Annotated in this window: 21 protein-coding genes and 2 riboswitches; of the genes, 8 read left to right on the top strand and 13 right to left on the bottom strand. The window is 65.3% G+C overall.

Going from position 1 to position 24,680, the window contains the following annotated elements; translation table 11 throughout:
• The first annotated feature begins 93 nt into the window (after nucleotides 1-93).
• Nucleotides 94-888 carry a CPBP family intramembrane glutamic endopeptidase gene (locus tag ACSS7Z_RS05285; protein ID WP_438253435.1) on the top strand — a complete coding sequence of 265 codons (795 nt, stop codon included), beginning with the start codon at nucleotides 94-96 and terminating at the stop codon, nucleotides 886-888.
• A gap of 22 nt (nucleotides 889-910) precedes the next feature.
• Here ACSS7Z_RS05285 and ACSS7Z_RS05280 read toward each other — a convergent pair whose 3' ends face one another.
• The 8 genes from ACSS7Z_RS05280 to gcvT form a co-directional block, all read right to left on the bottom strand.
• Entirely contained in the window at nucleotides 911-1,468 is a 558-nt protein-coding gene (locus ACSS7Z_RS05280; RefSeq protein ID WP_438253434.1) for a PH domain-containing protein, read from the bottom strand.
• Nucleotides 1,465-3,111, bottom strand: a complete 1,647-nt coding sequence (locus tag ACSS7Z_RS05275) for a dipeptide ABC transporter ATP-binding protein (protein ID WP_438253433.1) — start codon at nucleotides 3,109-3,111, stop codon at nucleotides 1,465-1,467. Before ACSS7Z_RS05275 ends, ACSS7Z_RS05280 begins: the two co-directional genes overlap by 4 nt.
• Nucleotides 3,108-4,052, bottom strand: coding sequence for an ABC transporter permease (locus ACSS7Z_RS05270; protein ID WP_438253432.1), 945 nt, complete (start codon nucleotides 4,050-4,052; stop codon nucleotides 3,108-3,110). The genes ACSS7Z_RS05275 and ACSS7Z_RS05270 overlap by 4 nt, the downstream gene beginning before the upstream one ends.
• Entirely contained in the window at nucleotides 4,039-4,971 is a 933-nt protein-coding gene (locus ACSS7Z_RS05265; protein WP_438253431.1) for an ABC transporter permease, read from the bottom strand. Before ACSS7Z_RS05265 ends, ACSS7Z_RS05270 begins: the two co-directional genes overlap by 14 nt.
• Nucleotides 4,972-5,047: 76 nt before the next feature.
• On the bottom strand, nucleotides 5,048-6,682 hold the full coding sequence (locus ACSS7Z_RS05260) for a peptide ABC transporter substrate-binding protein (RefSeq protein ID WP_438253430.1): 1,635 nt from the start codon (nucleotides 6,680-6,682) through the stop codon (nucleotides 5,048-5,050).
• 184 nt (nucleotides 6,683-6,866) lie between these two features.
• Nucleotides 6,867-9,686, bottom strand: a complete 2,820-nt coding sequence (gene gcvP / locus ACSS7Z_RS05255; RefSeq protein WP_438253701.1) for an aminomethyl-transferring glycine dehydrogenase — start codon at nucleotides 9,684-9,686, stop codon at nucleotides 6,867-6,869.
• A gap of 61 nt (nucleotides 9,687-9,747) precedes the next feature.
• Nucleotides 9,748-10,125, bottom strand: a complete 378-nt coding sequence (gcvH, locus tag ACSS7Z_RS05250; protein ID WP_438253429.1) for a glycine cleavage system protein GcvH — start codon at nucleotides 10,123-10,125, stop codon at nucleotides 9,748-9,750.
• Nucleotides 10,122-11,228, bottom strand: a complete 1,107-nt coding sequence (gene gcvT, locus ACSS7Z_RS05245) for a glycine cleavage system aminomethyltransferase GcvT (RefSeq protein ID WP_438253428.1) — start codon at nucleotides 11,226-11,228, stop codon at nucleotides 10,122-10,124. Before gcvT ends, gcvH begins: the two co-directional genes overlap by 4 nt.
• 54 nt (nucleotides 11,229-11,282) lie before the next feature.
• Nucleotides 11,283-11,390, bottom strand: a riboswitch (glycine riboswitch).
• Nucleotides 11,391-11,486, bottom strand: a riboswitch (glycine riboswitch).
• Between the two features lie 94 nt (nucleotides 11,487-11,580).
• Here gcvT and ACSS7Z_RS05240 point away from each other — a divergent pair.
• The 7 genes from ACSS7Z_RS05240 (at nucleotide 11,581) to ACSS7Z_RS05210 (ending at nucleotide 19,089) form a co-directional block, all read left to right on the top strand.
• Nucleotides 11,581-12,246 carry an NUDIX hydrolase gene (locus ACSS7Z_RS05240; protein ID WP_438253427.1) on the top strand — a complete coding sequence of 222 codons (666 nt, stop codon included), beginning with the start codon at nucleotides 11,581-11,583 and terminating at the stop codon, nucleotides 12,244-12,246.
• 107 nt (nucleotides 12,247-12,353) lie between these two features.
• On the top strand, nucleotides 12,354-13,661 hold the full coding sequence (gene nadA / locus ACSS7Z_RS05235) for a quinolinate synthase NadA (RefSeq protein WP_438253426.1): 1,308 nt from the start codon (nucleotides 12,354-12,356) through the stop codon (nucleotides 13,659-13,661).
• Nucleotides 13,658-15,208 (top strand): L-aspartate oxidase, encoded by a 1,551-nt coding sequence (gene nadB / locus ACSS7Z_RS05230; RefSeq protein ID WP_438253425.1) that lies wholly within the window; start codon nucleotides 13,658-13,660, stop codon nucleotides 15,206-15,208. Before nadA ends, nadB begins: the two co-directional genes overlap by 4 nt.
• Complete coding sequence (gene nadC / locus ACSS7Z_RS05225) at nucleotides 15,208-16,059, top strand: carboxylating nicotinate-nucleotide diphosphorylase (RefSeq protein ID WP_438253424.1); 852 nt, start codon at nucleotides 15,208-15,210, stop codon at nucleotides 16,057-16,059. The genes nadB and nadC overlap by 1 nt, the downstream gene beginning before the upstream one ends.
• Nucleotides 16,060-16,075: 16 nt before the next feature.
• Complete coding sequence (locus tag ACSS7Z_RS05220; RefSeq protein ID WP_438253423.1) at nucleotides 16,076-17,218, top strand: cysteine desulfurase family protein; 1,143 nt, start codon at nucleotides 16,076-16,078, stop codon at nucleotides 17,216-17,218.
• Nucleotides 17,219-17,332: 114 nt separating this feature from the next.
• Complete coding sequence (locus ACSS7Z_RS05215) at nucleotides 17,333-18,283, top strand: glycosyltransferase family 2 protein (RefSeq protein ID WP_438253422.1); 951 nt, start codon at nucleotides 17,333-17,335, stop codon at nucleotides 18,281-18,283.
• Nucleotides 18,280-19,089: an SDR family NAD(P)-dependent oxidoreductase gene (locus ACSS7Z_RS05210; protein ID WP_438253421.1), complete on the top strand. Its 810-nt coding sequence runs from the start codon at nucleotides 18,280-18,282 to the stop codon at nucleotides 19,087-19,089. Before ACSS7Z_RS05215 ends, ACSS7Z_RS05210 begins: the two co-directional genes overlap by 4 nt.
• Nucleotides 19,090-19,100: 11 nt before the next feature.
• Here the strand turns inward: ACSS7Z_RS05210 and ACSS7Z_RS05205 are convergent, their stop codons facing one another.
• The 5 genes from ACSS7Z_RS05205 to ACSS7Z_RS05185 all read right to left on the bottom strand — a co-directional run bounded on the left by ACSS7Z_RS05205 (nucleotide 19,101) and on the right by ACSS7Z_RS05185 (nucleotide 24,578).
• Nucleotides 19,101-20,537: a sulfatase family protein gene (locus ACSS7Z_RS05205; protein ID WP_438253420.1), complete on the bottom strand. Its 1,437-nt coding sequence runs from the start codon at nucleotides 20,535-20,537 to the stop codon at nucleotides 19,101-19,103.
• A gap of 83 nt (nucleotides 20,538-20,620) precedes the next feature.
• On the bottom strand, nucleotides 20,621-21,646 hold the full coding sequence (locus tag ACSS7Z_RS05200) for an aliphatic sulfonate ABC transporter substrate-binding protein (RefSeq protein WP_438253419.1): 1,026 nt from the start codon (nucleotides 21,644-21,646) through the stop codon (nucleotides 20,621-20,623).
• A 24-nt stretch (nucleotides 21,647-21,670) separates the two neighbouring features.
• Complete coding sequence (locus ACSS7Z_RS05195; protein ID WP_438253418.1) at nucleotides 21,671-22,477, bottom strand: ABC transporter ATP-binding protein; 807 nt, start codon at nucleotides 22,475-22,477, stop codon at nucleotides 21,671-21,673.
• Nucleotides 22,474-23,316 carry an ABC transporter permease gene (locus tag ACSS7Z_RS05190; protein ID WP_438253417.1) on the bottom strand — a complete coding sequence of 281 codons (843 nt, stop codon included), beginning with the start codon at nucleotides 23,314-23,316 and terminating at the stop codon, nucleotides 22,474-22,476. Before ACSS7Z_RS05190 ends, ACSS7Z_RS05195 begins: the two co-directional genes overlap by 4 nt.
• A gap of 47 nt (nucleotides 23,317-23,363) precedes the next feature.
• Nucleotides 23,364-24,578, bottom strand: coding sequence for an ROK family transcriptional regulator (locus ACSS7Z_RS05185; RefSeq protein ID WP_438253416.1), 1,215 nt, complete (start codon nucleotides 24,576-24,578; stop codon nucleotides 23,364-23,366).
• Nucleotides 24,579-24,680 lie beyond the last annotated feature (102 nt).

Genomic DNA, 24,680 nt, shown 5'->3' with positions numbered 1-24,680 from the left:
TGTGGGGTGCGCCGGGATGCCGACGTTTCAGGATATCCCACGAAGGCTGTCCAGTGTCTGAACGGCCTTCTACGCCTGTCGTAACATCGGGCTGTGTCCTCATCTGCAACCGCCGCCGCCACGTCTCCGCTCTCCCGCACGCGGCTGTGGTGGGAGATAGCGATCGTGCTGGCGCTCGGACTCGGGCAATCGGCCATCTACTCGATCGTGCAGCTCGCCTATCGGGTGACGGATGCGACGCCGCTGGCCGACCAGGTCGCAACGCTGAATCCCTCGCGCAGCGACCGGGAGGTGTTCGACCTCATCTATCAGGTGCTCGCGATCGGCTTCGCGATCGTTCCCGTGCTCCTGGTGTGCTACCTGCTCTGGCAGTCACCGCGGCCGCATCTCGGTCGGCTCGGGCTGGACGGCACCCGCATCGCCCGCGACAGCCGAAACGGCATCCTGCTCGTGCTGGCGATCGGCATTCCGGGTCTCGCGCTTTACATCGTCGGCCGGATGCTGGGACTGTTCGTCGCGGTGAATCCAGGCGGACTCGACACACACTGGTGGACGGTGCCGATTCTGCTGCTGTCGGCCGCACGCGCGTCGATCATGGAGGAATTCGTCGTGCTCGGCTACCTGTTCGCGCGTCTGAAGCAGATCGGGTGGGGTATCTGGCCGATCATCATCGCCACGAGTGTGCTGCGAGCCAGCTACCACCTGTATCAGGGACCCGGCGCGTTCATCGGCAACCTGGCGATGGGGCTGCTGTTCGGCTGGCTCTTCTCACGCTCCGGTCGGCTGCTGCCGTTCCTGGTCGCCCATTTCCTGATCGATGCGGCGGCGTTCATCGGGTATCCGTGGGCCGCGTCGACCTTCCCCGCGATGTTCGGCCTCCCCGGCTGAGCCTTCCCGCTGCCGAATCCCGCTACCGGGTGACGGCAACGGCGATTACCGCCCAGATCACGAGCACGATGAGCGCGGCGAGGGCCGGCATATCCCAGCTGCGGCTGATGCCGCTGCTGGGCACTCCCCCAGCCACGGCATCCGCTCGCAGACGACGCAGCATCGCGATGCCGTCATCTTCCGGGCCGGCATCCTCCCGGGTCCGCTCCGGGCCCAGCCTGCGCGGACGAGAGCGGGTCGGACCGCCGAAGCACCGCAGCACAGACTCGTCTGCGAACGTCACCTCAAGCTGCCACCGCATGTCGATGCGCTTCACCATCGACCAGGGCGCGCTCGTGCGGCGCAGGAAGTTCTGCACGCGCATCCCGAAGCTGTCCGCACTGATGCCGGAGGCGATGCCGACCACATACACGCCCCAGAGCACGAGCAACGGCCAGGGCGCCAGCAGCACCGCGTTCTCCAGGCCCGAACGGATGGCGGCATCGGCGAGCAGCACCAGAGTGATCACTGCGCAGATCGCCAACAGGATGACGGCCCCCGTGGCCGGGAACACACGTTTGCGGTGAATTGCCGTCCTCACCCGATGCCACCCAGCGGCAAGGATGCCCCGGGAATCGCTTCCAGCAGACGACGGGTGTATTCCTCACGCGGATTGCTGAAGATCTCATCCACCGTTCCCTGCTCCACGATCTGTCCCTGCTCCATGACGCACACGAAATCTGCAGCAACGCGCACGACCGCCAGATCATGCGTGATGAACAGATAGGTCAGGCCGAGATCGCGCTGAAGGTCCGAGAGCAGGTGCAGAATCTGGTCCTGCACCAGCACGTCCAGCGCTGACACCGCCTCATCGAGCACCATGATGTCCGGCTTCAACGCGAGCGCACGAGCGATCGCCACCCGCTGTCGCTGGCCTCCGGAAAGCTCACTCGGATAGCGCCAAGCGAGCTCCCGTGGCAGCGCCACCTGCTCCAGCAGATCGAGGGACCGCTGGTGCTGCTCTTCCTTGGTGCCGATCCCGTGCACGTGCAGGGGTTCGGAGATGACGTGGCCGATGCTCCGCAGCGGGTCAAGGGAACCATAGGGGTCCTGGAACACCGGCTGCATGCGGCGTCGCAGATGGAAGATGTCTGAGCGAGACATCGTGCTGGTGGCGAGTCCGTCGATGAGGATCTCCCCATCCGTGGGCTTTTCCAACTGCAACAGCATCTTCGCGACGGTCGACTTTCCCGATCCGGATTCGCCCACCAGCGCGAGCGTCTTGCCACGAGGAATGGAGAAGGACACGTCATCGACCGCACGGAAGCGCTCGTGCCGGAGTCCCCCGGTGCGGATCGAGTAGTCCTTGACAAGACTCTGGACCTCGACCACAGCTGGCGCCGTTTCCCCCGGCGTCGACTCTTTATGCGCTGTGATCCCGATGCGCTTGGATGCAAGGCTGGGGGCTGCGGCGACCAGTCTCTGCGTATACGGATGCTGCGGGTTGGTGAGGATCTCCACGCTGACGCCCGCCTCGACGATCTCCCCCTGGTTCATGACGAGGATGCGGTCCGCCCGCTCGGCGGCGAGCCCGAGGTCGTGGGTGATCAGCAGCACCGAGGTGCCGCGCTCGCTGGTCAGCGAGGCGAGGTGATCGAGGATCACCCTCTGCACGGTGACATCGAGTGCGCTGGTGGGTTCATCCGCGATCAGCAGCTTTGGATCGGCCGCCAGCCCGATGCCGATCAGCGCGCGCTGACGCATACCGCCGGAGAACTGATGCGGGAACTGATGCATGCGGCGGGCCGCGTCCGCAAGACCGGCCTGGACGAGCACTTCAACCGCACGATCGTGGATTTGTCTACGTCCCTGCGCCAGGCCGTTCGCGCGGACGGCCTCTTTGACCTGGAACCCAATCGACCAGACCGGGTTGAGGTTCGACATCGGGTCCTGCGGCACGTAGCCGATCTCGCGTCCGCGAATCTTCTCCATCTGCCGACGGTGGACGCGGGTGAGGTCGGTGTTCTCGAGCATGATGCTTCCGCCGGTCACTTCGCCGGTTCCGGGGAGCAGATCAATGATCGCGGCCGCCGTGGTGGATTTTCCGGACCCGGATTCACCGACGATCGCGAGCGTCTCACCCTCGAGGATGTCGAAGCTCACGCCGTGCAGCACTTCGTTGGACTGTTTGCCACTGCGGAACGCAACCGTGAGGTCGCGGATGCTCAGAAGTGGTGCGCTCATCGCCGAGCCCTCGCCTTCGGATCAACGGCGTCGCGAAGCAGCTCGCCGAGAGTGATGAATGCCAGCACCGTCAGAGTCAACGCGAGAGACGGCCAGAACAGCGCCATCGGCGCAGTTCGGATGCTGGTCTGCGCCTGGCTGATGTCGTTGCCCCACGACATGGTGCTGCCGCCGAGGCCGACCCCCAGGAACGACAGAACGGACTCCGCGACGATCGCGGCGCCCAGACTGAGAGTGGCGACAACGATGACCGGCGCCATCGCATTCGGGAGCACATGCGAGAGCAGCGTGCGGAAGCGAGAGAGTCCCACAGCCTCTGCTCCCATGACGAAGTCCGCCTGCTTCACGCGGAGCACTTCCGCTCGCATGATCCGGGCCGTCGACGCCCAGGCGAACCCGCCGATGGCGAAGGCAAGCACGAGCTCGTTGCGCACCGGCATCACCGACATCACGACGATGGCGGCGATGATGTACGGAATCGTGAAGAAGATGTCGCCGACACGAGAGAGCAGCGAGTCGAGCCAGCCGCCGTAGAATCCCGCATACGCACCCATCACCATGCCGATGACTGTGCTGATGAGGGTTGCGAGCACGCCGACGATGAGCGACGTGCGTGTCCCCCAGATGATGCGCGAGTAGACATCGCAGCCTTGACGTGTGAAGCCCAGTGGATGCCCGGCCTCCGGCCCTCCGTTGCTGCTGCCGAGCGAACAGCCGTTGTTGGGCGCCACATTGGTGAACAGCGACGGCCAGACGGAGACGACAAGCACCAGCAGGACGAACGCGGCAGAGATCCAGAAAACCGGCCGACGCCGCAGATCGCGCCAGGCATCGAGCCAGAGGTTGCTGCGTTTGGCATCGATGCGAACAACATCCACCGGGATAGAGGTTGTATCGACGGGAGCGACGTAGTGCTCCTGGTAAGCATCAGGTCGAGACATAGCGAATCCTCGGGTCGAGCAGGCCGTAGAGCAAATCCACGACGATGTTGATGAACACGTAGACGACGACGAACACGGTAACGAACGAGACGACCGTCGGGTTCTCTCCGCGGATGATGGCCTGATACAGGGTGTTGCCGACGCCGGGCACATTGAAGATGCCCTCGGTGACCGTCGCTCCCACCATGAGGATGCCGAAGACAGTGCCCAGGTCGGTGACCATCGGGATCAGCGAGTTGCGGAGCACATGCACCGGAATGACGCGATTTCTGGAGAGACCCTTGCTGTACGCAGTACGTACCCAGTCCTGGTTGAGTGTCTCGATCGTCGAGGCGCGCGTGAGCCGCATGCTCGTGGCGTACACGCTCACCCCGAGCACGATCGCCGGTAGCCACAGATCACCCCAGTCGTTGCGTCCGCCGACCGTAGGTCTGAACCAGCCGAGTTGCACGGCGAGGAAATACTGCGCCAGGAACGCGAGGACGAAGATCGGCACAGCGACGAAGACGAGTGCGAGCACGAGCATCGAGTTGTCGAAGATACCGCCCTTGCCGAGCGCCGAGAACAGTCCGATGACAATCGCCAGGACGAACGCGATGCCCACGGCCATCACGGCGAGCCGCAATGTCACGGGGAACGTGCGAGCCAGAATGTCGCTGACCGGCTGACCGGAGAAACTCACTCCGAAATCGAGTCGGAAGATGCCGGCGATGTAGTAGAAGTACTGCACGACGAACGGCTCATCGAGGTGATAATGCTCGCGCAGGCGCTCGAGAACAGCCGGGTTGGGCTGTCGGTCGCCGAACAGCGCCGCGATGGGATCACCGGGCATCGCGAAAACCATGAAATAGATCAGCAGGGTGGCGCCGAAGAACACCGGAATCGCCTGCAGGATCCGTCTGAGGATGTAAAAGGCCACCCTCGACCTCCCTTCGGGTACGGGCGCAAAGCGACGAGGCGATGGTGGTACACCACCGCCCCGTCGCCTGTCAGTGTCAGCCGACCTTAGTGATCTGTTCGTACAGTGGCACCGAGTTCCAGCCGAACTGGACGTTCTCCACGGTTTCGCTGTAGCCGCCGACCACGTTCGAGTACCACAGCGGCAGCGCCGGGAGGTCTCTCAGCAGCACTTCCTGCGCCTGCTGGAACAGCGAGTTGGCCTCCTCAGCATCTGTTGCCGAGATGCCCTCTGCGAGCAGCGAATCGAACTCCTCGCTGGAATAGTCGCCGTCGTTGGAGCCAGCGTTGGTCGCGTAGAGCGGCCCGAGGAAGTTGTACAGACCGGGGTAGTCGGCCTGCCAACCGGTGCGGAACGCGGTCTGGATCGTACGGTCCGTGATCAGCGCACGCGCTTCAGCAAAGGTCGGGTACGGAGCACCCGATGCTTCGATGCCGAGAGTGTTCTTGATCGAGTTTACGGTCGCGTCGACCCAGGCCTGGTGGCCACCGTCAGCGTTGTACGCGATCTGGAACTCTCCGCTCCAGGGGCTGATGGCGTCAGCCTGGGCCCAGAGCTCCACTGCCTTCTCCGGGTTGAACTCCAGTACCTCAGCACCTGCGAGCGAATCGGACCAGCCGTCGATGACCGGCGATGTGAAGTCGCTGGCCGGCGTGCGGGTGCCCTGGAAGATGACGTCGGTGATCTCCTCACGGTTGATCGACATGGACAGCGCCTGACGACGCAGGTTTCCTTCTTCGCCACCGAAATGCTCGAGTCGATCAGGGATCGTGAACGACTGGAAGATCGCTGCCGGCTGGTTCACGGCACGGTCGCCCAGGTCGGATTCGAAGGTCTCGAACGCCGAGTCGGGGATCGCGTCGAGCACGTCGAGCTCACCGGCCAGCAGGTCGTTGTACGCGGCGTCCTGCGAGGCGTAGAACGTGATGCTCAGGCCGCCGTTGGCCGGGGTGCGCGGACCGTCGTAGTCGGGGTTCGTGACCAGGTCGATGCCGACGTCATGCTGCCAGGCACCTTCACCGTCAAGCATGTAGGGGCCGTTGCCGATCGGGTTCTCACCGAACGTCTCGATGTCTTCGAACGCCACGTCGGGTAACGGATAGTAGGCCGAGTAGCCCAGGCGCTGGGCGAAGTCAGAAGCCGGCTTGTTCAACGCGATCGTGAACGTGTAGTCGTCGACCTGCTCCAAGCCGGTCAGTTCAGAGTCGGCGTCGTAGCTGAAGCCCTCGATATCTTCGAAGAAGTAGCTGGACAGCTGCTCGTTCGAGGCGAGTGCACCGTAGTTCCAGGCTTGGATGAAGTTATCGGCGGTGACCTCTTCACCGTCTGTGAAGGTGAGGCCCTCACGGATCTTCACCGTGAGGTGCTGCGGGTCTTCGACCGTGATCTCCTCGGCCACGTCGTTGAAGACCGCACCGTCAGCTGCGTAGCCGATGAGTCCGGCGAACATCGCGTCGAGGATCTTGCCGCCACCCACCTCATTCGTGTTGGTCGGGATCAGTGGGTTCTGCGGCTCGGAACCGTTGACAGTGATGATGGCGCTTGCGTCGCCGCCGTTGTCACCCGAGTCGTCCGTGTCGGAATCCCCACCACTGCTTGCACAGCCGGCGAGCGCCATGGCGCTCGCCGCAAGCAGTCCCACACCCGCCAGAGTGATCTTGTTTCGCTTCATTGCGTGCCCTCCTGTGGACCGTTACAGGCGCGTTCTGCGTCGAATGCACCGAGATGTCTCGAGGCTAACCCCACGGTCGACTGAACGATAGGTCTGTTAATCAACCGTTACTGAGTTGGTGCCCTTCGACTGCCCCGTGCACGAGTGGTGACCTTCGCTCGGAGGTCACCACTCGCGATGAGATCTAGGCGAACGCCTCGATCGGCGGGCAGGAGCACACCAGGTTGCGATCGCCATACGCCTGGTCGATACGGCGCACCGGCGGCCAGTACTTGGCGGCCACAAGCGCTGGCACCGGGTAGGCGGCATCCTCACGTGTGTACGCGTGGTCCCACTCCCCCGCGATCAGCGAGACAGCGGTGTGCGGCGCGTTCACCAGCGGGTTGTCTTCTGCGGGCCAGCGACCGGATGCCACGGCATCCGCCTCGCGCTTGATCATGATCATCGCCTCGATGAACCGATCGATCTCGCCGATATCCTCCGACTCGGTCGGTTCCACCATCAGTGTGCCCGGCACGGGGAACGACATGGTCGGTGCATGGAAGCCGTAGTCGATGAGTCGTTTAGCGACGTCGTCGACGGTGATGCCGGTGGCTTCCTTCAGCGGACGCAGATCCAAGATGCACTCGTGGGCAACCCGACCGCTCTCTCCCGTGTACAGCACCGGGAAGTGCTCGCCAAGGCGTGCGGCGATGTAGTTCGCCGACAGCACTGCGGCCGCTGTCGCATCGCGCAAGCCCGAAGCACCCATCATCCGGACGTACGACCACGAGATCGGCAGGATCCCCGCCGAACCGTAAGGCGCACCCGAAACCACTCCACCGCCGAACTCGTATCCGCCCGCATGCGTGGTGCGCTGTGCGAGCGGGTGCGACGGCAGATACGGCGCGAGATGGGCTTTGGCCGCGACTGGTCCGATACCCGGACCGCCACCGCCGTGCGGAATCGCGAACGTCTTGTGCAAATTCAGATGCGAGACATCCCCGCCGAGGTCGCCGAAGCGCGCGTAACCGAGCAGTGCGTTGAGGTTCGCTCCGTCGACGTACACCTGACCGCCGGCGTCATGCACGGCGGAGGTGATCTCGACGACGTCCTGCTCGTACACACCGTGCGTGGACGGGTAGGTGATCATCAGGGCTGCGATCGACTCGGCATTGACCGCGATCTTCGCGCGCAGATCATCGAGATCGACGTTGCCCATCTCATCGCACGCGACGACGACGACCTTCATTCCCGCGAGCACTGCGGAGGCGGCGTTGGTGCCGTGCGCGGAGGACGGGATCAGACAGACGGTGCGATGCTCGTCGCCGTTCGCGAGGTGGTAGCTGCGGATCGCGAGGAGACCGGCGAGCTCACCCTGCGAGCCGGCGTTCGGCTGCAGCGAGACCGCATCGTACCCGGTGACCTCGGCCAGCCAGGCTTCCAGCTGGTCGATCATCTCGAGATATCCCGCAACATCGGATGCCGGTGCGAACGGGTGGATGCCGGCGAACTCTGGCCAGGTGATCGCGGCCATCTCTGTGGCAGCGTTGAGCTTCATCGTGCACGAGCCCAGCGGGATCATGCCACGATCGAGCGCGTAGTCACGGTCGGCGAGGCTCTTCAGATACCGCATCATGGCGGTCTCGGAGCGGTGCACGTGGAAGACGGGGTGCGTGAGGTACTCGTCGGTGCGTTGCAGGGACTCCGGAAGTGCCCCGCGCGATCCGGTTCCGAAGAACCCGAAGGTGCGCTCCTGGGTGCCGCCGAAGAGAGTGGCGACACGGTGCAGTTCCGCGACGGTGGTCGTCTCGTCGACCGAGATTCCGATGGTGGTGTCATCCACGAGGTGCAGCAGGATGCCCTGCTCCTCGTGGGCACGGGCAACGATCGTCGCAGCTTCTGCGGTGCGTACGGTCAGCGTGTCGAAGAAGGCGTCGTGCACGACCTCTGCGCCGGCGTCCGTCACCCAGTCGCGCAGCATGGATGCCTTCGCGGCGACCTCGCCTGCAATCGCTCGCAGCCCGTCCGGCCCGTGATAAACCGCGTACATCGCCGCCATGACTGCCAGCAGCACCTGCGCGGTGCAGATGTTGCTCGTCGCCTTCTCGCGGCGAATATGCTGCTCGCGCGTCTGCAGCGAGAGACGGTACGCGGGCTTGCCATCGGCATCCACCGAGACACCAACGAGGCGACCGGGAAGCTGGCGCTCGAGGCCTGAGCGCACAGCCATGTAGCCGGCGTGTGGTCCGCCGAAGCCCATCGGCACACCGAATCGCTGCGTGGTGCCCACCGCGACGTCCGCGCCGAGCGAGCCCGGCGAGGAGATCAGCGTGAGCGCCAGCAGGTCGGCTGCCACGACCGCGAGGCCGCCTGCGACGTGAGCGGCGTCGATGACGGCGCTCGGGTCCCAGACCCGGCCGGATGCTGCGGGGTACTGCACGAACACGCCGAACAGTTCATCCGGCAGAGATTCTCCGCCAGCCAGGTCGCGTTCGACCAGCTCGATGCCCAGCGCTGAAGCGCGGGTCTCGAGCAGCGCCTTCGTCTGCGGGAACGCATCCGCGTCGACCACGAACACGCTGGACTTCGCCTTCGAGGCGCGCCGTGCCAGCAGCATCCCCTCGGCGACGGCCGTGGATTCATCGAGCATCGACGCGTTGGCGGTCGACAGCCCGGTGAGGTCGGCGACCATCGTCTGGAAGTTGATGAGCGCCTCCAGCCGGCCCTGTGAGATCTCCGGCTGGTACGGCGTGTACGCCGTATACCAGGACGGATTCTCGAGGACACCCCGCTGAATCACACTCGGGGTAAGCGTGCCGTAGTAGCCGAGGCCGATCATCGACCGGCTCACCCTGTTGCGAGATGCGAAGCCGCGCAGTTCGGCGAGTGCTTCCGCTTCCGTGGCAGCCGGCGGAATCGCTGATGTCCCGGACGCGTCCGAGAAGATCGATGCGGGAACGGCGCTGCGCATCAGAGCATCGATGGGGGCATCAGCATCGGCAACACCGAGAGCTTCCAGCATGATTCGCTGGGTCTCTGCTGTCGTCCCGATATGACGATCGGAGAATCGGGTCTTCAAGGAATCAACCCTCCGTCAGTGCGACGTAGGCATCGCGGTCCAGCAGTGCGTCTGCGGCGCCATCAGCAACGGACATCTTGATGAGCCAGCCGCCCTCGAAAGGGGCGCTGTTGACCAGGGAGGGGTCATCGACGACCGCCTCGTTAACCTCGGTGACCGTGCCGGCGAGAGGCGCGTAGATTTCTCCCACCGACTTGGTCGATTCGACCTCGCCGACGACCGTACCCGCTTCGAGTTCGGTGCCGACGTCGGGCAGCTCGACGAACACCACGTCGCCCAGCTTCTCCGCGGCGTAGTCGGTGATGCCAATGGTCACCGTCGTGCCGTCAACAGCGAGCCATTCGTGCTCTTCGGTGTACTTGAGTGCGGTGAGATCGGTCATTTCTTCCTCCGGTAGAAAGGCAGGGCGGTAACGGTTGCGGGAATCTTCTTTCCTCGGATGTCGAGGAAAACGGCGGTGCCCTCTTCAGCTGATGAGGGATCGATGAATGCCATGGCGATCGGATGCCCGAGCGTCGGGCTGAGCGCGCCGCTGGTGATTTCGCCGAGCGCAGTGCCGTCTTCGGTGACGACGGCGTAGCCTGCACGACCGGCACGCTTGCCTTCGGCGGCGAGTCCGACGAGCACGCGCGCATCGTCGTCAGCGGTGACAGCGTCCTTGCCGACGAATGCTTCCTTCTCGGATGCCACAACGCGTCCGAGCCCCGCTGAAGCAGGCTTCGTCATAAGCGACAGCTCATGCCCGTACAGCGGCATGCCCGCCTCGAGACGCAGAGTGTCGCGGGCTGCGAGGCCAGCGGGAACGATGCCGTGGGCCTCGCCCCCTGCCAGCACCGCGTCCCAGAGCGCGACGGCGTCTTTGCTGCGGACGAGCAGTTCGAAGCCGTCTTCACCGGTGTATCCGGTGCGGGCAACGATGAGGGGTTCGCCGTTGTAGCGAGCTGACGCCCAGGCGTAGTACTTCTGCTCGTCCCACGGGATGCTGAGCTCGGTGATTCCCGAGACCTCGGCGACGATCCTCTCGGAGGCAGGGCCCTGAATGGCGAGCAGTGCGTAGGAGTCGGACACATCCTCGACGGCGACGTCGAAGGCCCCAGTGCGGGCGGGCAGCGCCTCGGCGACGGCATCCCGGTTTCCGGCATTGGAGATGATCAGGAAGCGACTCTCGGCCAGGCGATAAACGATGACGTCATCGATGATGCCGCCGTTTTCGGCGAGCAGCAGCGAGTACTTCGCCTTACCGATCGTCATCGTCGATAGCCGCCCGGCGAGTGCGTAGTCGAGGTAGGCCGCGGCATCCGGTCCCCCGACGGTGAACTCAGCCATGTGCGAGATGTCGAACAGACCGGCCGCCTGACGCACAGCATGATGCTCGGCGAGGTCGGAGGTATAGCGCACCGGCATCTGCCAGCCGCCGAAGTCGGTGAAGGATGCGCCGAGCGACTCATGTCGCTCGCGAAGCGGGGTGAATCGGGCCTGGGTCATGGAGTTCTCCCGTATAGATCGGAAGGATGCCGTACGGAATGCACGGTATCCGAGAACTCCCCCTCTGTCATGTGCCTGAGAGTTTCACCCTTCGACAGGCTCAGGGAGCAAATCGGGGGCTTTCACCGTCGGCGGATGCGGAGCATCACTTTTCAGAGTGGCCGGAAGCGGGCGGTACGCGGTACCTGAGAGATTGGCGGGGAGGCTTGCTCCTTCGGTGCCCGGCTGCACTCACCGGGGCTCTCCCGCACGCTTCGTGGGGCCGTCTTCAGTTATGCCCCCACTCTACCGTCCCTCGGCCGAAGCGATCGCACGCATGACTGCCGCGTGCCCGCACTCATAGACTCAGGACGTGACCTCACCCACCGGCAGCTCCGACGCGATCCGCGTCGCCGTCTCGACCGTGATCTTCTCGCTCCGCGGCGGAACCGACGGAGACCGACTGATGCTGCCACTGGTCCGGCGCACGCGCGAACCGTACCGGGACTCCTGGGCGCTGCCCGGAGGATGGCTGGACCCCGCCGAAGATCTGGATGCCGCAGCATCTCGAACCCTCGCCGAGACAACCGCCCTCAAGCCGAGCTACCTCGAACAGCTATACACGTTCGGTGACGTCGACCGTTCCCCCACACGGACGATCTCGATCGTGTACTGGGCACTGCTTCGTTCTGACCTCGTCGACGCGCAGCGCGCGGGAGCGGATGCCCCGGAGAACGTGGAGTGGTTCGATGTGGACGCCATGCCGCAACTCGCGTTCGACCACAACCGCATTGCCGAGTACGCGCTGTGGCGACTGCGGAACAAGGTCGGATACAGCTGGATCGGCGCCGGAGTGCTGCCTGATGAGTTCACCCTCACGGAGCTGCGCGAGGTGTATGAGACGGTACTCGGGCGCAGGCTAGACCCGTCGAACTTCCGTCGCCTGCTGGAGGGGTCAGCCGAATTGATCCCAACCGAATCGTTCCGCACCGGCAAGCACCGCCCCGCTCGGCTTTTCCGACTCGCCACGGCGGACTGAACCCGTCAGTTCCCGTTGCCTCGCACTCCGGCGATTGCACTTAAGGTCGATTCGACATAATGTGAACCCACACACTAAGTGTCGAAGTGACCAGAAGGCGGCGCCCGATGCCCACGCTCAACCTCCGAACGATCAATCCCTCTGTCGATCACGCGATCCAGGCGATCGTCACGGGCGCATCCACGGATGAAACCTGCAACACGGATCTGGCCGCCGCCCCCTGGACGTTCGACAGCGTCCCCGGCTATGGTCCCGGTTCCTCAATGGGTGATGTCATCCCGACCGGCACTCCCCGCCAGGGCGAGCTGCCCGTCGAGTATCGCGAAGCCGACGAAGAAGCTCTTCACGAGCGCATCCGCGCTGCCAAGCAGACTCTCGGCGACCGCGTCGTCGTGCTGGGCCACTTCTACCAGCGCGAAGAGGTCGTGCGCCACGCCGACTATGTCGGCGACTCCTTCCAACTCGCAAACGCTGCGCTGGAGCATCCGAATGCTGAGGCAATCGTCTTCTGCGGCGTGCACTTCATGGCCGAGACGGCCGACCTGCTCTCCACCCCCGACCAGGCCGTGATCCTGCCGAACCTCGCCGCCGGATGCTCCATGGCCGACATGGCCGACATCGATCAGGTAGAGGACTGCTGGGAGCAGTTGGCCGATGTCTTCGGCGATCTGGATGCCGTCGACGCGGACGGTCGCGTACCGGTGATCCCCGTGACCTATATGAACTCCTCGGCTGCGATCAAGGGATTCGTCGGACGCCACGGCGGAATCGTGTGCACATCCTCCAACGCGGAGACCGTCTTGGAGTGGGCGTTCGAACGCGGGCAGCGTGTGCTGTTCTTCCCCGACCAGCATCTCGGACGCAACACCGCGAAGGCCATGGGGGTATCGCTTAACCAGATGCCGATGTGGAATCCGCGTCGTCCCCTCGGCGGTTCCAGCGCCGGCGAGCTCGTCGAGTCGAAGGTCATTCTGTGGCACGGCTTCTGCTCTGTGCACCGCCGATTCACGGTCGCGCAGATCGATCAGGCCCGTGCCGAGCATCCTGATGTGCGCGTGATCGTGCATCCGGAGTGCCCGATGGAGGTTGTGGACGCCGCCGATGAGGCCGGGTCCACCGACTACATTCGCCGCGCGATCGCCGGTGCGACAGAGCCGACGACCTTCGCGATCGGCACCGAGATCAACCTCGTCCGTCGCCTGGCAGCGCAGCATCCGCAGCATGAGATCTTCTGCCTGGATCCGGTGGTCTGCCCGTGCTCGACGATGTATCGCATCCATCCCGGATATCTGGCCTGGGTGCTGGAAGAGCTCGTCGCCGGGCGCGCGCCGAACCGCATTCAGGTAGCCGCTGATGTCGCAGATCCGGCACGCACGGCTCTCGAGCGGATGCTGGCCGCAAAGCCCCGCGGATGAACCTCGTTGTCGCAGGATCCGGCATCGCGGGATTGACCGCTGCGCTGCATGCGCAACAGTCCGGGCACTCCGTCACGCTCGTGACGAAGGATGCACTCGGTGGCGGATGCACCCCGCTTGCGCAGGGAGGTGTCGCCGGCATCTACGGCCCCGGTGACTCGCCTCGGCAGCATGCCGCGGACACCCTCGACGCCGGTGCAGGACTATCGGATGCGATGGCCGTCGCTGTGCTCGTGGGCGAGGGATCGGCTCGCATCGCCGAATTGATCGCGCGCGGTGTCGCATTCGACCGGGACGTCAATGGCACGCTGCTACTCGGGCGCGAAGCAGCCCATTCTCACGCCCGCATCGTGCACGCCGGCGGCGATGCGACCGGCGCCGAGATCTCCCGTGCACTGATCGCGCAGGTACACGATCGCGGCATCGACATCGTCGAGCATGCGTTCCTGCTCGATCTCCTCGTCGAGCAGGGTGCTGTGCGCGGCATCCGGATGCTGCACCACGGCGTGACGCTCGACATCACAGCGGATGCGGTGATTCTGGCAACCGGCGGCGGAGGACAGCTGTATCAGCACACGACCAATCCGCTCGGTGCGACCGGCGATGGGATCGCCGCCGCCATCCGTGCCGGCGCCGCTGTGGCGGACCTGGAGTTCGTACAGTTCCACCCCACGGTGCTGGCCGCGGGCGGATCGTTTCTCATCTCCGAAGCCGTGCGCGGCGAAGGCGCGACGCTGATCGACGACCAGGGTCGGCGGTTCGTGTTCGACAGCCACCCTGACGGTGAGATGGCGCCACGCGATGTGGTGGCCGGGGCCATCGCGAGGCAGGCGGGGTTGCAGCGCTCTCCCGTCCGGCTGGATGCCACCATGATCGGTGCGGCGCGGCTCGCCCAGCGCTTTCCGACGATCGACCGGTCAACGCGCGAGCGCGGGTTCGACTGGGCCCGGGAGCCGATCCCGGTGACGCCGGCCGCGCACTATCTGATGGGCGGCATCCGCACGGATCTCGACGGACGCACCAGCATCCCCGGTCTCTTCGCCGTAGGAGAGACGGCCTGCACCCGAGTCCACGGCGCCAATCGCCTCGCTTCCAACTCGCTCTTGGAGGCCGCAGTCTTCGCCGCTCGCGCCGCCGCGGCCGCCGCCGTGCCCGCCGCGCGTTCCGCACGCGTCGCGCCCGCACCCGCCGCGCGTTCCGCACGTTCCGCGCGTTCCATCCCGCTCCGGTCGCAGTTCACGTCGCTAAAACCCGCGAATAGCGACACGAACTGCGACCGGAGCGGAGGGTTTGCGCACTCGCGAGGCCTTCTGCAGGAACTCATGTGGGATCGGGTCGGGCTCGTTCGCACCCCGGACGGCCTCGCCGAAGCGCTGACCAGCATCCGATCCTGGGCCGCAACAGCACCGGCGCCGGCATCCGTTGCCGACTACGAAACCGCTAACCTTCTCACCGTGGCCGAAGCCGCCGCATCCGCTGCTCTCGCTCGCACCGAATCGGTCGGCGCACACCAGCTCTCCCGCGAACCCGCTCTGATCGGAGCCTGATGCTCACTGCCGCCACTCTCACCCGCATCGTCGGCGCAGCCCTCGAAGAGGACGCCCCCTGGGGTGACATCACCAGCACGGCGCTGCTGCCCGCCGATGCCACGGCAGCTGCCGACCTCGTTGCCCGCGAACCCGGCACCTTCAGCGGCGGCGACGTGTTCGCGGCTGCATTCGCCCTCACCGATCCGACACTCGAGGTCGACGTGCACGTCGGCGACGGTGACGTCTTCGCACCGGGCGATGTGCTCGCGTCCGTTTCAGGTTCGGCCCGCAGCATCCTGACCGCCGAACGCGTCGCGCTGAACTTCACCCAGCGGATGAGCGGCATCGCAACGCTGACTGCGCAGTACGTCCAGGCCGTCGCCGGAACTGGCGTCCGCATCGCCGATACCCGCAAGACGACGCCGGGCTTGCGCGCCTTCGAGCGGCAGGCGGTGGTCTCCGGCGGCGGCAGCAATCATCGCTATTCACTTTCGGATGCTGTGATGGCCAAGGACAACCACCTCGCCGTTCTGCAGCGCTCCGGCGTAGACCTGGCCACCGCACTGCGCGAAGCACTGTCGCGGTTGCCGCACACCACACACGTCGTGGTCGAAGTGGATCGCCTCGATCAGGTCGGTGCGGTCCTCGACGGCGGGGCACACACCGTGTTGCTTGACAACTTCTCCCTCGACGATCTGCGCGCCGGGGTCGAACTGATCGGCGAGCGGGCGACGGTCGAAGCATCCGGTGGTGTGAACCTCGACACCGTGCGGGCCATCGCTGAAACCGGTGTCGATGTCATCTCCGTCGGCGCGCTCACCCACTCCGCCCGCGCATTGGATCTCGGTCTGGATGTGCGCATCGCCTGATCGGCGGTTTCGTCTGATGCTCTATCTCGATCATGCTGCGACATCTCCGGTGCGCCCGGAGGTGCTCGAGGCTATGCGTCCCTATCTCACCGGTGTGTTCGGCAACCCGTCCAGTCATCACACCGCCGGCGAAGCTGCGGCGAGCGCGCTGGAGGATGCCAGAGCACGGGTCGCACGGATTCTGGGTATGCGCGCGGGCGATGTGATCTTCACCTCCGGCGGTACCGAAGCGAACAATCTCGCGGTGAAGGGCATCGTCCTTTCCGCCCTGGCTCGCGGACGCCGCCACATTGTGACGACGGCAATCGAGCACGAGTCGATTCTGGAGTCCGTCGAGTATCTGCGGCGTTTTCATGCCGTCGAGGTGACCTGCGTTCCTGTGATGGATACGGGCCGGCTCACCCCGGACGCGCTGGCCGAAGCGCTGCGCGACGACACGGCTCTCGTCTCGCTGGGTCACGCGAACAACGAGATCGGGACGGTGCAGCCTGTTGCCGCTCTTGCCGCTGTGGCCACGGCCGCCGGAGTGCCGCTGCACGTGGATGCCGTGCAGTCGGCCGGATGGCTGCCGCTCGGCGATCTGGGTGCTGCTGCGATGTCCATCGCCGGGCACAAAATCGGCGCCCCCAAAGGCATCGGCGCGCTCGGTGTGCGTGCACGCATCCCGCTGGAGCCGTTGCTGCACGGCGGCGGACAGGAGCGCGGGCATCGCTCGGGAACCCAGAACGTCGCCGGCGCCGTGGGCCTGGCCGTCGCACTGGAGTTGGCCGAGGCAGAGCGCTTGACAGCATCCACACGCATCGGCGAGCAGACCGCCCGCTTCATCGCTGCCGTCCTCGCGGAGGTTCCGCAGGCTGCACTCACCGGCGACCCAGTGCACCGACTGCCGGGGTCCGCGAGCTTCACTTTCGCCGGGACCAGCGGCGAGGCGGTACTGCTGGAGCTTGAGCGCCGCGGCGTGATCTCCTCCAGCGGCTCGGCCTGTGCGGCAGACAGCGACGAGCCGTCGCACGTGCTGCTGGCCTGCGGCGTGCCGGCCGCGGTGGCGCAGACATCCGTGCGCTTCACCTTCGGGCGTGCACCGCTGGCAGATGCGGCCCCGGCTCAGCTCGCACACCTGGTTGCCGCGGCTGTCGCCACCGTCGCCACCGGTTCATAACTCCTGAAAACTGGCCCGCATGCCGGACCGGAGCCGCGTCTTTCCGGCCCCGCCGAACAGCTGTCGCGAATTCTTCAGGAGTTGTGCACAGAGGAGGGACCATAAACTCGGAACGTGACGAACACCTCCGCCCCGATCGTGACGTTGATCGTCCCCGGCCGAAACATCGACGCCTACGCTCCGGCGGCGATCGCCTCATTGCAGGCGCAGACCGAGCCGCGCTGGCGCGCCATCCTCATCGACGATGGTTCAACAGACACCACCGGCGCGATCATCGAGCACGCCGCCACCGAGGACGACCGGCTCACGGTCGTCCGACACGAGACGTCCCGGGGCTTGGGCGCCGCCCGCAACGCCGGCCTCGACCTGGTCGACACACCGTTGCTGGGCTTCCTCGACGCAGATGACGAACTCACCCCCACAGCGCTTGCCCGTCTCACCGGTACTCTGGCCGAAACAGGCAGCGACTTCGTGGCCGGCGCCTACGTGCGCTCACGGCCACAGGGGCGTGCCTACGTTCCGGGACGCGTGCAGCCTTGGACTGCGGCCGCTACCGACCCGGCTCGTCTGCGCACAACGATCCTCGAGCATCCGCGCGCTTCGGCGAACATCGTCGCCTGGTCAAAGATCAGCCGTGCGGACTTCTGGTCACAGATGCGCTTTCCCGAAGGTGTCGCCTACGAGGATCAGATCGTGGCGCAGCAGATGTATACCCGCGCCGCGACGTTCGATGTCATCCCGGATGTCGTGGTGCATTGGCGGCTGCGTGCCGATGGCACATCCATCACCCAGGGCAAGTCACAGCTGCCGGTGCTGCGGGATTATCTGGCGGCGCTGCGCGGCGGCATCCGTGTGCTGCATGAGGCCGGGGCAACGGCGGCTGTCAGCGCCAGACTCGAGCTCATCCTCGCCATGGATCTGCCGCCGCTTCAGGCGATCGCCAGCACGCACCCGGACCCCGCTTACGCGGCTGAGGTGACCGCGTTCCTGCACGAGCTGCACGATTTGCCGGAGTTCGCCGACGCTCACCCCGATCCGAACATCACGGCCGCGCTCGCCTGGTGACACACCCCGCACTGCCCTCTGATTGGAACCCTGTGGACGACTACCTCGCTGAACTCTTCTCCCTTCGAAACCGCACCGCTGTCATCACCGGAGGCAGCTCCGGAATCGGTCGCGGCATCGCACTCGCGCTCGGCCGCGCCGGGGCATCTGTCGTCATCGTCGCGCGGGGTAGCGAGCGCATCGCCGAGACAGTACGCGAACTGTCGGATGCCGGGTGTCGGGCTGCGGGCGTCGTCGGAGATCTGAGTACGCGTGACGGCATCCTCTCGGCTGCTGAGGCTGCCGCCGAACCATTCGGCGAGCCGGACATCCTCGTGAACTCGGCCGGAATCAACATCCGCCCGCCCTTCGCGCAGATCACCCAGGCCGACTGGGATGCCACGATGACGGTGAATGCTCTCGCGCCGTTCCTGCTCGGCCAGCGCTACGCAGCGGGCATGGCCGAGCGCGGGTTCGGCCGTCTCATCCACATCAGCTCGCAGCAAGCGCATCGAGCGTTCGTCGGCAGCGGTGTCTACGGCGTCTCCAAGGGCGCCGTGGAGTCCCTCATGCGCTCGGAGGCCGAAGCATGGGGCGACCGCGGCATCACCAGCAATACGCTGGTTCCGGGCTTCGTGCTCACCCCGCTGAACGCTCGCCTGCAGGAGGACCCTCAGCAGGTTGAGCAGCTGGCCGCTCGTACACTGATCGGCCGCAACTCGGTGCCGGGCGACTTCGCCGGCGCCGCGGTGTTCCTCGCCAGCGCCGCGGCGGCATATGTCACCGGCCACTCGCTGTTCGTCGACGGCGGCCTGTCAGCGCACTGAGCGCACGCCGCTTAGCCTGCGATACCTGCTGGCACCGGCTGGGAGTGGTGCGGGGTATCGCCGAGCTGTGCCTGCAGCCGCCACAGCTGCACTTTCAGCTGCTCGCGCAGCTCGGCGTAAGCAGGGTCGAGGTAGACGTTGTTGAGCTCTTCCGGGTCGGCCTCGAGATCGTACATCTCCCACTCCGGTGGGTACGAGTGCGGTGATGCCCCGGGAAGGCCGAGACCGTCGTTGTAGAAGTAGATGAGCTTGTGGCGTTCGGTGCGGATGCCGTAGTGCGCGAGCGCGTGGTGGTCGACGTCGTCGTTCTCGAAGTACCGGTAGTACATCGCCTCGCGCGTCGGGCGTTCGGGGTCGTCGGTCAACTGCGGGACGATGCTGACCCCCTGCATCCGGTCAAGCGCGTCGACGCCGGCGAAATCGAGGATCGTCTGGGCGAAGTCGACGTTCGTGACGATCTGCTCCACCGGTTGCTCCCGCACCGGGATGCGCGCGGGGTAGCTCATCACGAGCGGCATCCGCAACGATTCGTCGTACATGAACCGCTTGTCGAACCAGCCGTGATCGCCGAGGAAGAAGCCCTGATCTGAGGTGTACATCAGCAGCGTGTCGTCGAACTGCTCCCTGTCGCGCAGCCAGTCGATGACGCGCCCGACGTTGTCGTCGACGGATGCCACGCACGCGAGGTAGTCCTCCATGTAGCGCTGGTACTTCCACACGGCCGCCTGCTCGTATGTCAGCCCCTCGGGCGGGGCGACCTTGAGGTCGGTCAGTGTCAGGTGGTCGGCGATGCGCATAGCTGCGCGGTGCGCGGCAGATGACCGCGTCGCGTAGTCGTCGTCGAACGTTGCCGGCAATGGGATCGGGTCGCTGTACATGCCCTTGTGCTTCTCATCCGGCTCCCACGGGCGGTGCGGGGCTTTGTGGTGCAACAGCAGACACCAGGGCTCGTCCCCCTCCTGCTTATCGAGCCAGGCGAGGGCGACGTCGGTGAGCACATCGGTGGCGTAGCCGGGTTCGATGCGGATGCCGTCCTCGGTGAGGATCTGCGGGTCGAAGTACTCCCCCTGGTTTCGCAGCACGGCCCAGTAGTCAAAGCCCTGCGGGTCGTGCCCCTCCCCCTCACCCATGTGCCATTTTCCGACGACGGCGGTGCGGTAGCCTGCCTCGCGCAGCTGTGAGATGAACGTCGGCTGGCTGGCGTCGATCGGTGTGTGCAGAGTCGTCACGCCGTTGATGTGGCTGTACGTGCCAGTGAGGATCGATGCGCGGCTGGGGGTGCACAGCGCGTTCGTGCAGAAACAGTTGTCCAGTCGCACCCCGGCCTGGGCGATCTCGTCGATGCGCGGTGTGGAGTTCACTGCCGATCCGTACGCGCTGATGGCGTGCGAGGCGTGGTCGTCCGTGAGGATCAGGACGATGTTGGGGCGCTTGGATGCGGTGTTCATACAGCTCAATCGTTCGGCAATGCAGGGGGGTGCCCTGCCAGCGCGTGATCGCCACGGCCGGCAGGGCAAGGATGAAGAAAGTTCTACTTGCCTGCGGCGACGAACGCGTCGCCCAGGTAGTAGGTCGAGGCGTCAGTGGCGTCTTCGAGCTTATCCGCCGAGACGAAGTACTCATTCAAGCTCGTGAGCCAGGTAGCCACTGTGCCGTCCGCGGTGAGGTCGTCAAGCTCGGACGAGGTCAGGTACTTGGCGTTGGCGGCATCCGAAGCGAATGCATCCGCATCGCCCTTGAGCATCGCGGCGGTGATCTCGATCGTCTCGTCGAGGTTCGCGACGCGGAAGTCCATGGCATCGCGCAACACGGCCAGCACGGCCTCGGTCGCCTCCGGGTGTGCCTCGGTGAACTTCGGGTTTGCGACGATGGCACTGGGGAATGCGACCTGGTCGGCGAAGTCTTCGTTCTCGGCGAGGATCTCCAGGTCCGGCACCTGCTCCTGGATCGTGTCGATCAGCGGGAACCAGATCCCGGCGGCGTCGACCTGACCGGACGCGAACGCCGATACGACGGTGGCCGGATCCATGGCGACCTTCTCGACATCATCGATGGTCATTCCGGCATTTTTGAGCGCCATCGTCAGGATCATGTCACCCGACGTTCCTTCCGGAACGGCGACTTTCTTGCCCTTGAGGTCCTCGACCGAGGTGATTCCGGGCTGAGCGATCACACGATCGGCGTTTCCGAGGCTGTTGATCATCGCGACCTGCGCTTCACCGGATGCTGGCAGCCACATGGCACCGGGTCCGATGTATCCGAAGTCGAGGTTGTCCGTGCCCAGCGCCTGGATCTGGAGCGGGCCATTGGTGAACACGGGCGTCTCGACCTCGAGCCCGTGTTCCTCCCACAGGCCCTGCTCGTCGGCGATCGCGAGCAGGCTCGCACCGTTGAAGTCAGCGATGTAGCCGACGCGGACTTTCGGGAACTCCACCGCTTCGGGGGCGGATTCGCCCTCGGCGGCGGGGCTGCTGCTCGCGCAGCCGGTAAAGGTGAGAGTCGCGGCAGCAATCAAGGCAGCGGCAGCAATGCCGCGCCGGCGCAGAATGCGTGTCATGGGTTTTCCTCTGGGTTGGGGCCGTCAGGCGACGGCGGCTGTGGCCCGGTGGCCGGGGTTCTGGTGGTAGACGGCGCTCCAGACGCGATTGCGCAGTTCGGTGAATTCCGCGCTCAATCGCATCTCTTCGGTACGCGGATAGGGCAGATCGACATCGATGACCTCGTAGATGCGGCCAGGTCGTGCTGCCATCACGACCACACGGTTGGCGAGGAACACGGCCTCGTCGACGTCGTGCGTGATGAACATGACGGTGCGCTTCTCCTGGCTCCACGTCTGCAGCAGCTGCTCTTGCAGCTTCACTCTGGTGAGCGCATCGAGCGCGCCGAAGGGCTCATCCATGAGCAGGATGCTGGGATCCACCGCGTAGGCACGCGCGATGGCACAACGCTGCTTCATGCCTCCGGAGAGCATTTTCGGCAGCGCATCGGCGAAGTCGGTCAGCCCGACCATCTCGATGAAGTGATCGGCCTTGGCACGGCGGTCGACCGCCTTCATCCCGGCGGTCTTGAGTCCGAACTCGACGTTCTTGCGCACCGTCAACCAGGGAAATAGCGCGTACTGCTGGAAGATCACACCGCGTTCGGGTCCGGGACCCGCCACGGCTTCACCATCGACGAGCGCCTCGCCGCTGGTGGGCATGTCGAGCCCGGCGAGGATGTTCATCAGCGTGGATTTACCGCAGCCGCTGGGGCCGACGACGGTGACGAACTCATTGTCGGCGACGTCGAGCGACACGTTGTCGAGCGCGACGAAGGTGTCGCCCTTGAGGTCGAAGGTCTTGGTGACACCGCGAACGCTGATGCGGGCGGTTTGCGTGTTCGAGTTCATCGGCGTTCCTGCCATCCTGTGAGTCGGCGTTCAGCGAGCAGCAGCAGTCGGTCCATCACTAGACCGAGCACGCCGATCACGATGAGGCCGACGAATATCGTCTCGATCTCGTAGTACAGCTGCGCGTACTGCATCCGATATCCCAAGCCCTGCTGCGCGGCGATGAGCTCGGCGGCGACCAGGGTCGCCCAGGAGGCACCGAGGCCGACACGCATGCCGACGAGGATGAAGGGTACGGATGCCGGCACCACGACGCGCACGAAGATCGTGCCGTCCTTGGCTCCCAGCACGCGGGCGGCGTTGATGAGTGTCTTGTCGACGTCGACGACGCCCTGGAAGGTCGAGATCACGCAGGAGAAGAAGGCCGCCAGGAAGATAACGAGAATCTTCGGCTCTTCACCGATTCCCAGCAGCACGATCGCGAGGGGAATGATCGCCAGCGGCGGGATCGTGCGGAAGAACTGGATCCACGGCTCGATCACGGCGCGCGCCGATACGTACCAGCCCATCAGGAATCCGACCGGAATCGCCACGGCAGTACCCAGCGCGAAGCCGATGAGCACGCGGGTGAGGCTCGCACCGATATCGGCGATCAGCGTTCCATCGGCGGTGAGCTCCCAGGCCCGGACCGCAACTGCCGGCGGCGTCGGCAGGTTGAAGCCGACGAGCGACAGTACCCACCACAGACCGACTCCCAGCACGACGCTGGCCGTGCTGAGTACCAGGGTGAAGCGGCGTTTCCTCGTGCGGCGCCGGCGCTGGGGTCCGTCGCCCGTGGATCCTGTTGCCAGGGTCGAGGTCGCTGTCTCCGGCGGCGCAGTGGTGCTTACGGCGCTCACCGGCTCGGTCCTGATCGTCGTACGGTGTTCATCAGTCGTCCTTCGGGTCATGTCGATTGCGGCTGCGTCGAGCCGGAGGGGTAGCCGCTGAGCACGGGAGTGCGCCGGAGCAGCGCGACGATTCCGCCGATCGCGCCACCTTCGTCGCCGAGCGCAGTTCGGCGCACGCGCGGGCCGCGTCCGCCTACCGGCAGCAGTTCGTAGGAGACGGTTTCTGCGACCTGCTGGATGAGGGCATCCGAGATCATCGCTACTTCTCCACCGACGACGATCTCCGCCGGGTTGAGTGCGACGGCCAGCCCGCCGAGCACCTGTCCGACAGCGACGCCGGTCTCGCGGATGACTCCGAGCACGATCGGGTCACCATGCTCAGCTGCGACCTGCATGTCGGCGAGCGTCGTTACCGCGGCGCCCGCGGTCCGGCAGCGTTCGAGGATGGCGTCGATGGATGCGACGGTCTCCAGGCATCCGCGCTTACCGCAGCGGCACAGCGTGCTGACGCCGTTGACGGTCATGTGCCCAAACTCGCCGGAGATCCCCGTCGATCCGGAGACCAGTCGGCCGTCGATGATGAGGCCACCACCGATGCCGAAAGACAACCGCAGGTAGAGCAGATGGCCGACAGCGCCGGCAGTGTGCCAGGTTGCTTCGGCGAGCGCGGCAAGGCGCGTGTTGTTGTCGAGCAGCACATCGGCGGCGAACCGCTCGGAGAAGGACCGGCGCACGAGGTCGGCACCGACGTGGCGAGCACGGTCGAGGGGTTCGTCTTCGTCGTGCGGCACCCGCGAGGAGAATGGTCCCGGCAGACCGACGGCGATGCCGAGCACACCGTCCAGGTGGATATCGGCTTCCGCGCTCATTGATTCGATCAGCGCAAAAGCCGCTTCGATGCGCGTTTCCCAGCGCGAGGAGCTGTCGTATTCGGCGGAGTCGGAGGCGATAAGTTCACGTGCGGCATTGGCGACGGCGACGCGAACCAGGCTGTGCCGAAAGTCGACGCCGATGTACTGACCTGCGGACGGATCCAGACGCAGCTTATTTGCCGGGCGTCCGCGACCGACCGCGGCTTCCCGAGGCGGAAGGCTCGAGATGACACGGCGCCGCAGCAGGCTCGATGTGATCTCGGACAGTGTGGTCCGTGACAGCCCGATGTACGCTGCCAGCTCCGTTCGTGTCAGCGAGCCGTGCTCGCGCAACGCCTGCAGAACCCGATCCTCGTGGGTTCTGCGGACGAGTGCTTGCACTCCGATCGGCGTTGACATGGGGACAACAGTAGAAGCCGCGATTTTTTCCATCAACCCTCCGACATAATTCAATCTGAAAAATGTAAGGGGTCCTCCCAGATCATCCTCCGGGAGCGATGA

This window comes from Microbacterium wangyouchuni, assembly GCF_051546305.1.
GTDB lineage: Bacteria > Actinomycetota > Actinomycetes > Actinomycetales > Microbacteriaceae > Microbacterium.
This window is presented reverse-complemented; position numbering and strand designations above follow the sequence as displayed.

Coding starts and splice junctions, on each gene's coding strand:
- gcvH (WP_438253429.1), bottom strand. CDS start 10,125: ATGACCGATCTCACCGCACTCAAGTACACCGAAGAGCACGAATGGCTC.
- ACSS7Z_RS05260 (WP_438253430.1), bottom strand. CDS start 6,682: ATGAAGCGAAACAAGATCACTCTGGCGGGTGTGGGACTGCTTGCGGCG.
- ACSS7Z_RS05220 (WP_438253423.1), top strand. CDS start 16,076: ATGCTCTATCTCGATCATGCTGCGACATCTCCGGTGCGCCCGGAGGTG.
- nadC (WP_438253424.1), top strand. CDS start 15,208: ATGCTCACTGCCGCCACTCTCACCCGCATCGTCGGCGCAGCCCTCGAA.
- ACSS7Z_RS05200 (WP_438253419.1), bottom strand. CDS start 21,646: ATGACACGCATTCTGCGCCGGCGCGGCATTGCTGCCGCTGCCTTGATT.
- nadA (WP_438253426.1), top strand. CDS start 12,354: ATGCCCACGCTCAACCTCCGAACGATCAATCCCTCTGTCGATCACGCG.
- ACSS7Z_RS05275 (WP_438253433.1), bottom strand. CDS start 3,111: ATGAGCGCACCACTTCTGAGCATCCGCGACCTCACGGTTGCGTTCCGC.
- gcvT (WP_438253428.1), bottom strand. CDS start 11,228: ATGACCCAGGCCCGATTCACCCCGCTTCGCGAGCGACATGAGTCGCTC.
- gcvP (WP_438253701.1), bottom strand. CDS start 9,686: ATGCTGGAAGCTCTCGGTGTTGCCGATGCTGATGCCCCCATCGATGCT.
- ACSS7Z_RS05205 (WP_438253420.1), bottom strand. CDS start 20,537: ATGAACACCGCATCCAAGCGCCCCAACATCGTCCTGATCCTCACGGAC.
- ACSS7Z_RS05195 (WP_438253418.1), bottom strand. CDS start 22,477: ATGAACTCGAACACGCAAACCGCCCGCATCAGCGTTCGCGGTGTCACC.
- ACSS7Z_RS05185 (WP_438253416.1), bottom strand. CDS start 24,578: ATGTCAACGCCGATCGGAGTGCAAGCACTCGTCCGCAGAACCCACGAG.
- ACSS7Z_RS05270 (WP_438253432.1), bottom strand. CDS start 4,052: ATGTCTCGACCTGATGCTTACCAGGAGCACTACGTCGCTCCCGTCGAT.
- nadB (WP_438253425.1), top strand. CDS start 13,658: ATGAACCTCGTTGTCGCAGGATCCGGCATCGCGGGATTGACCGCTGCG.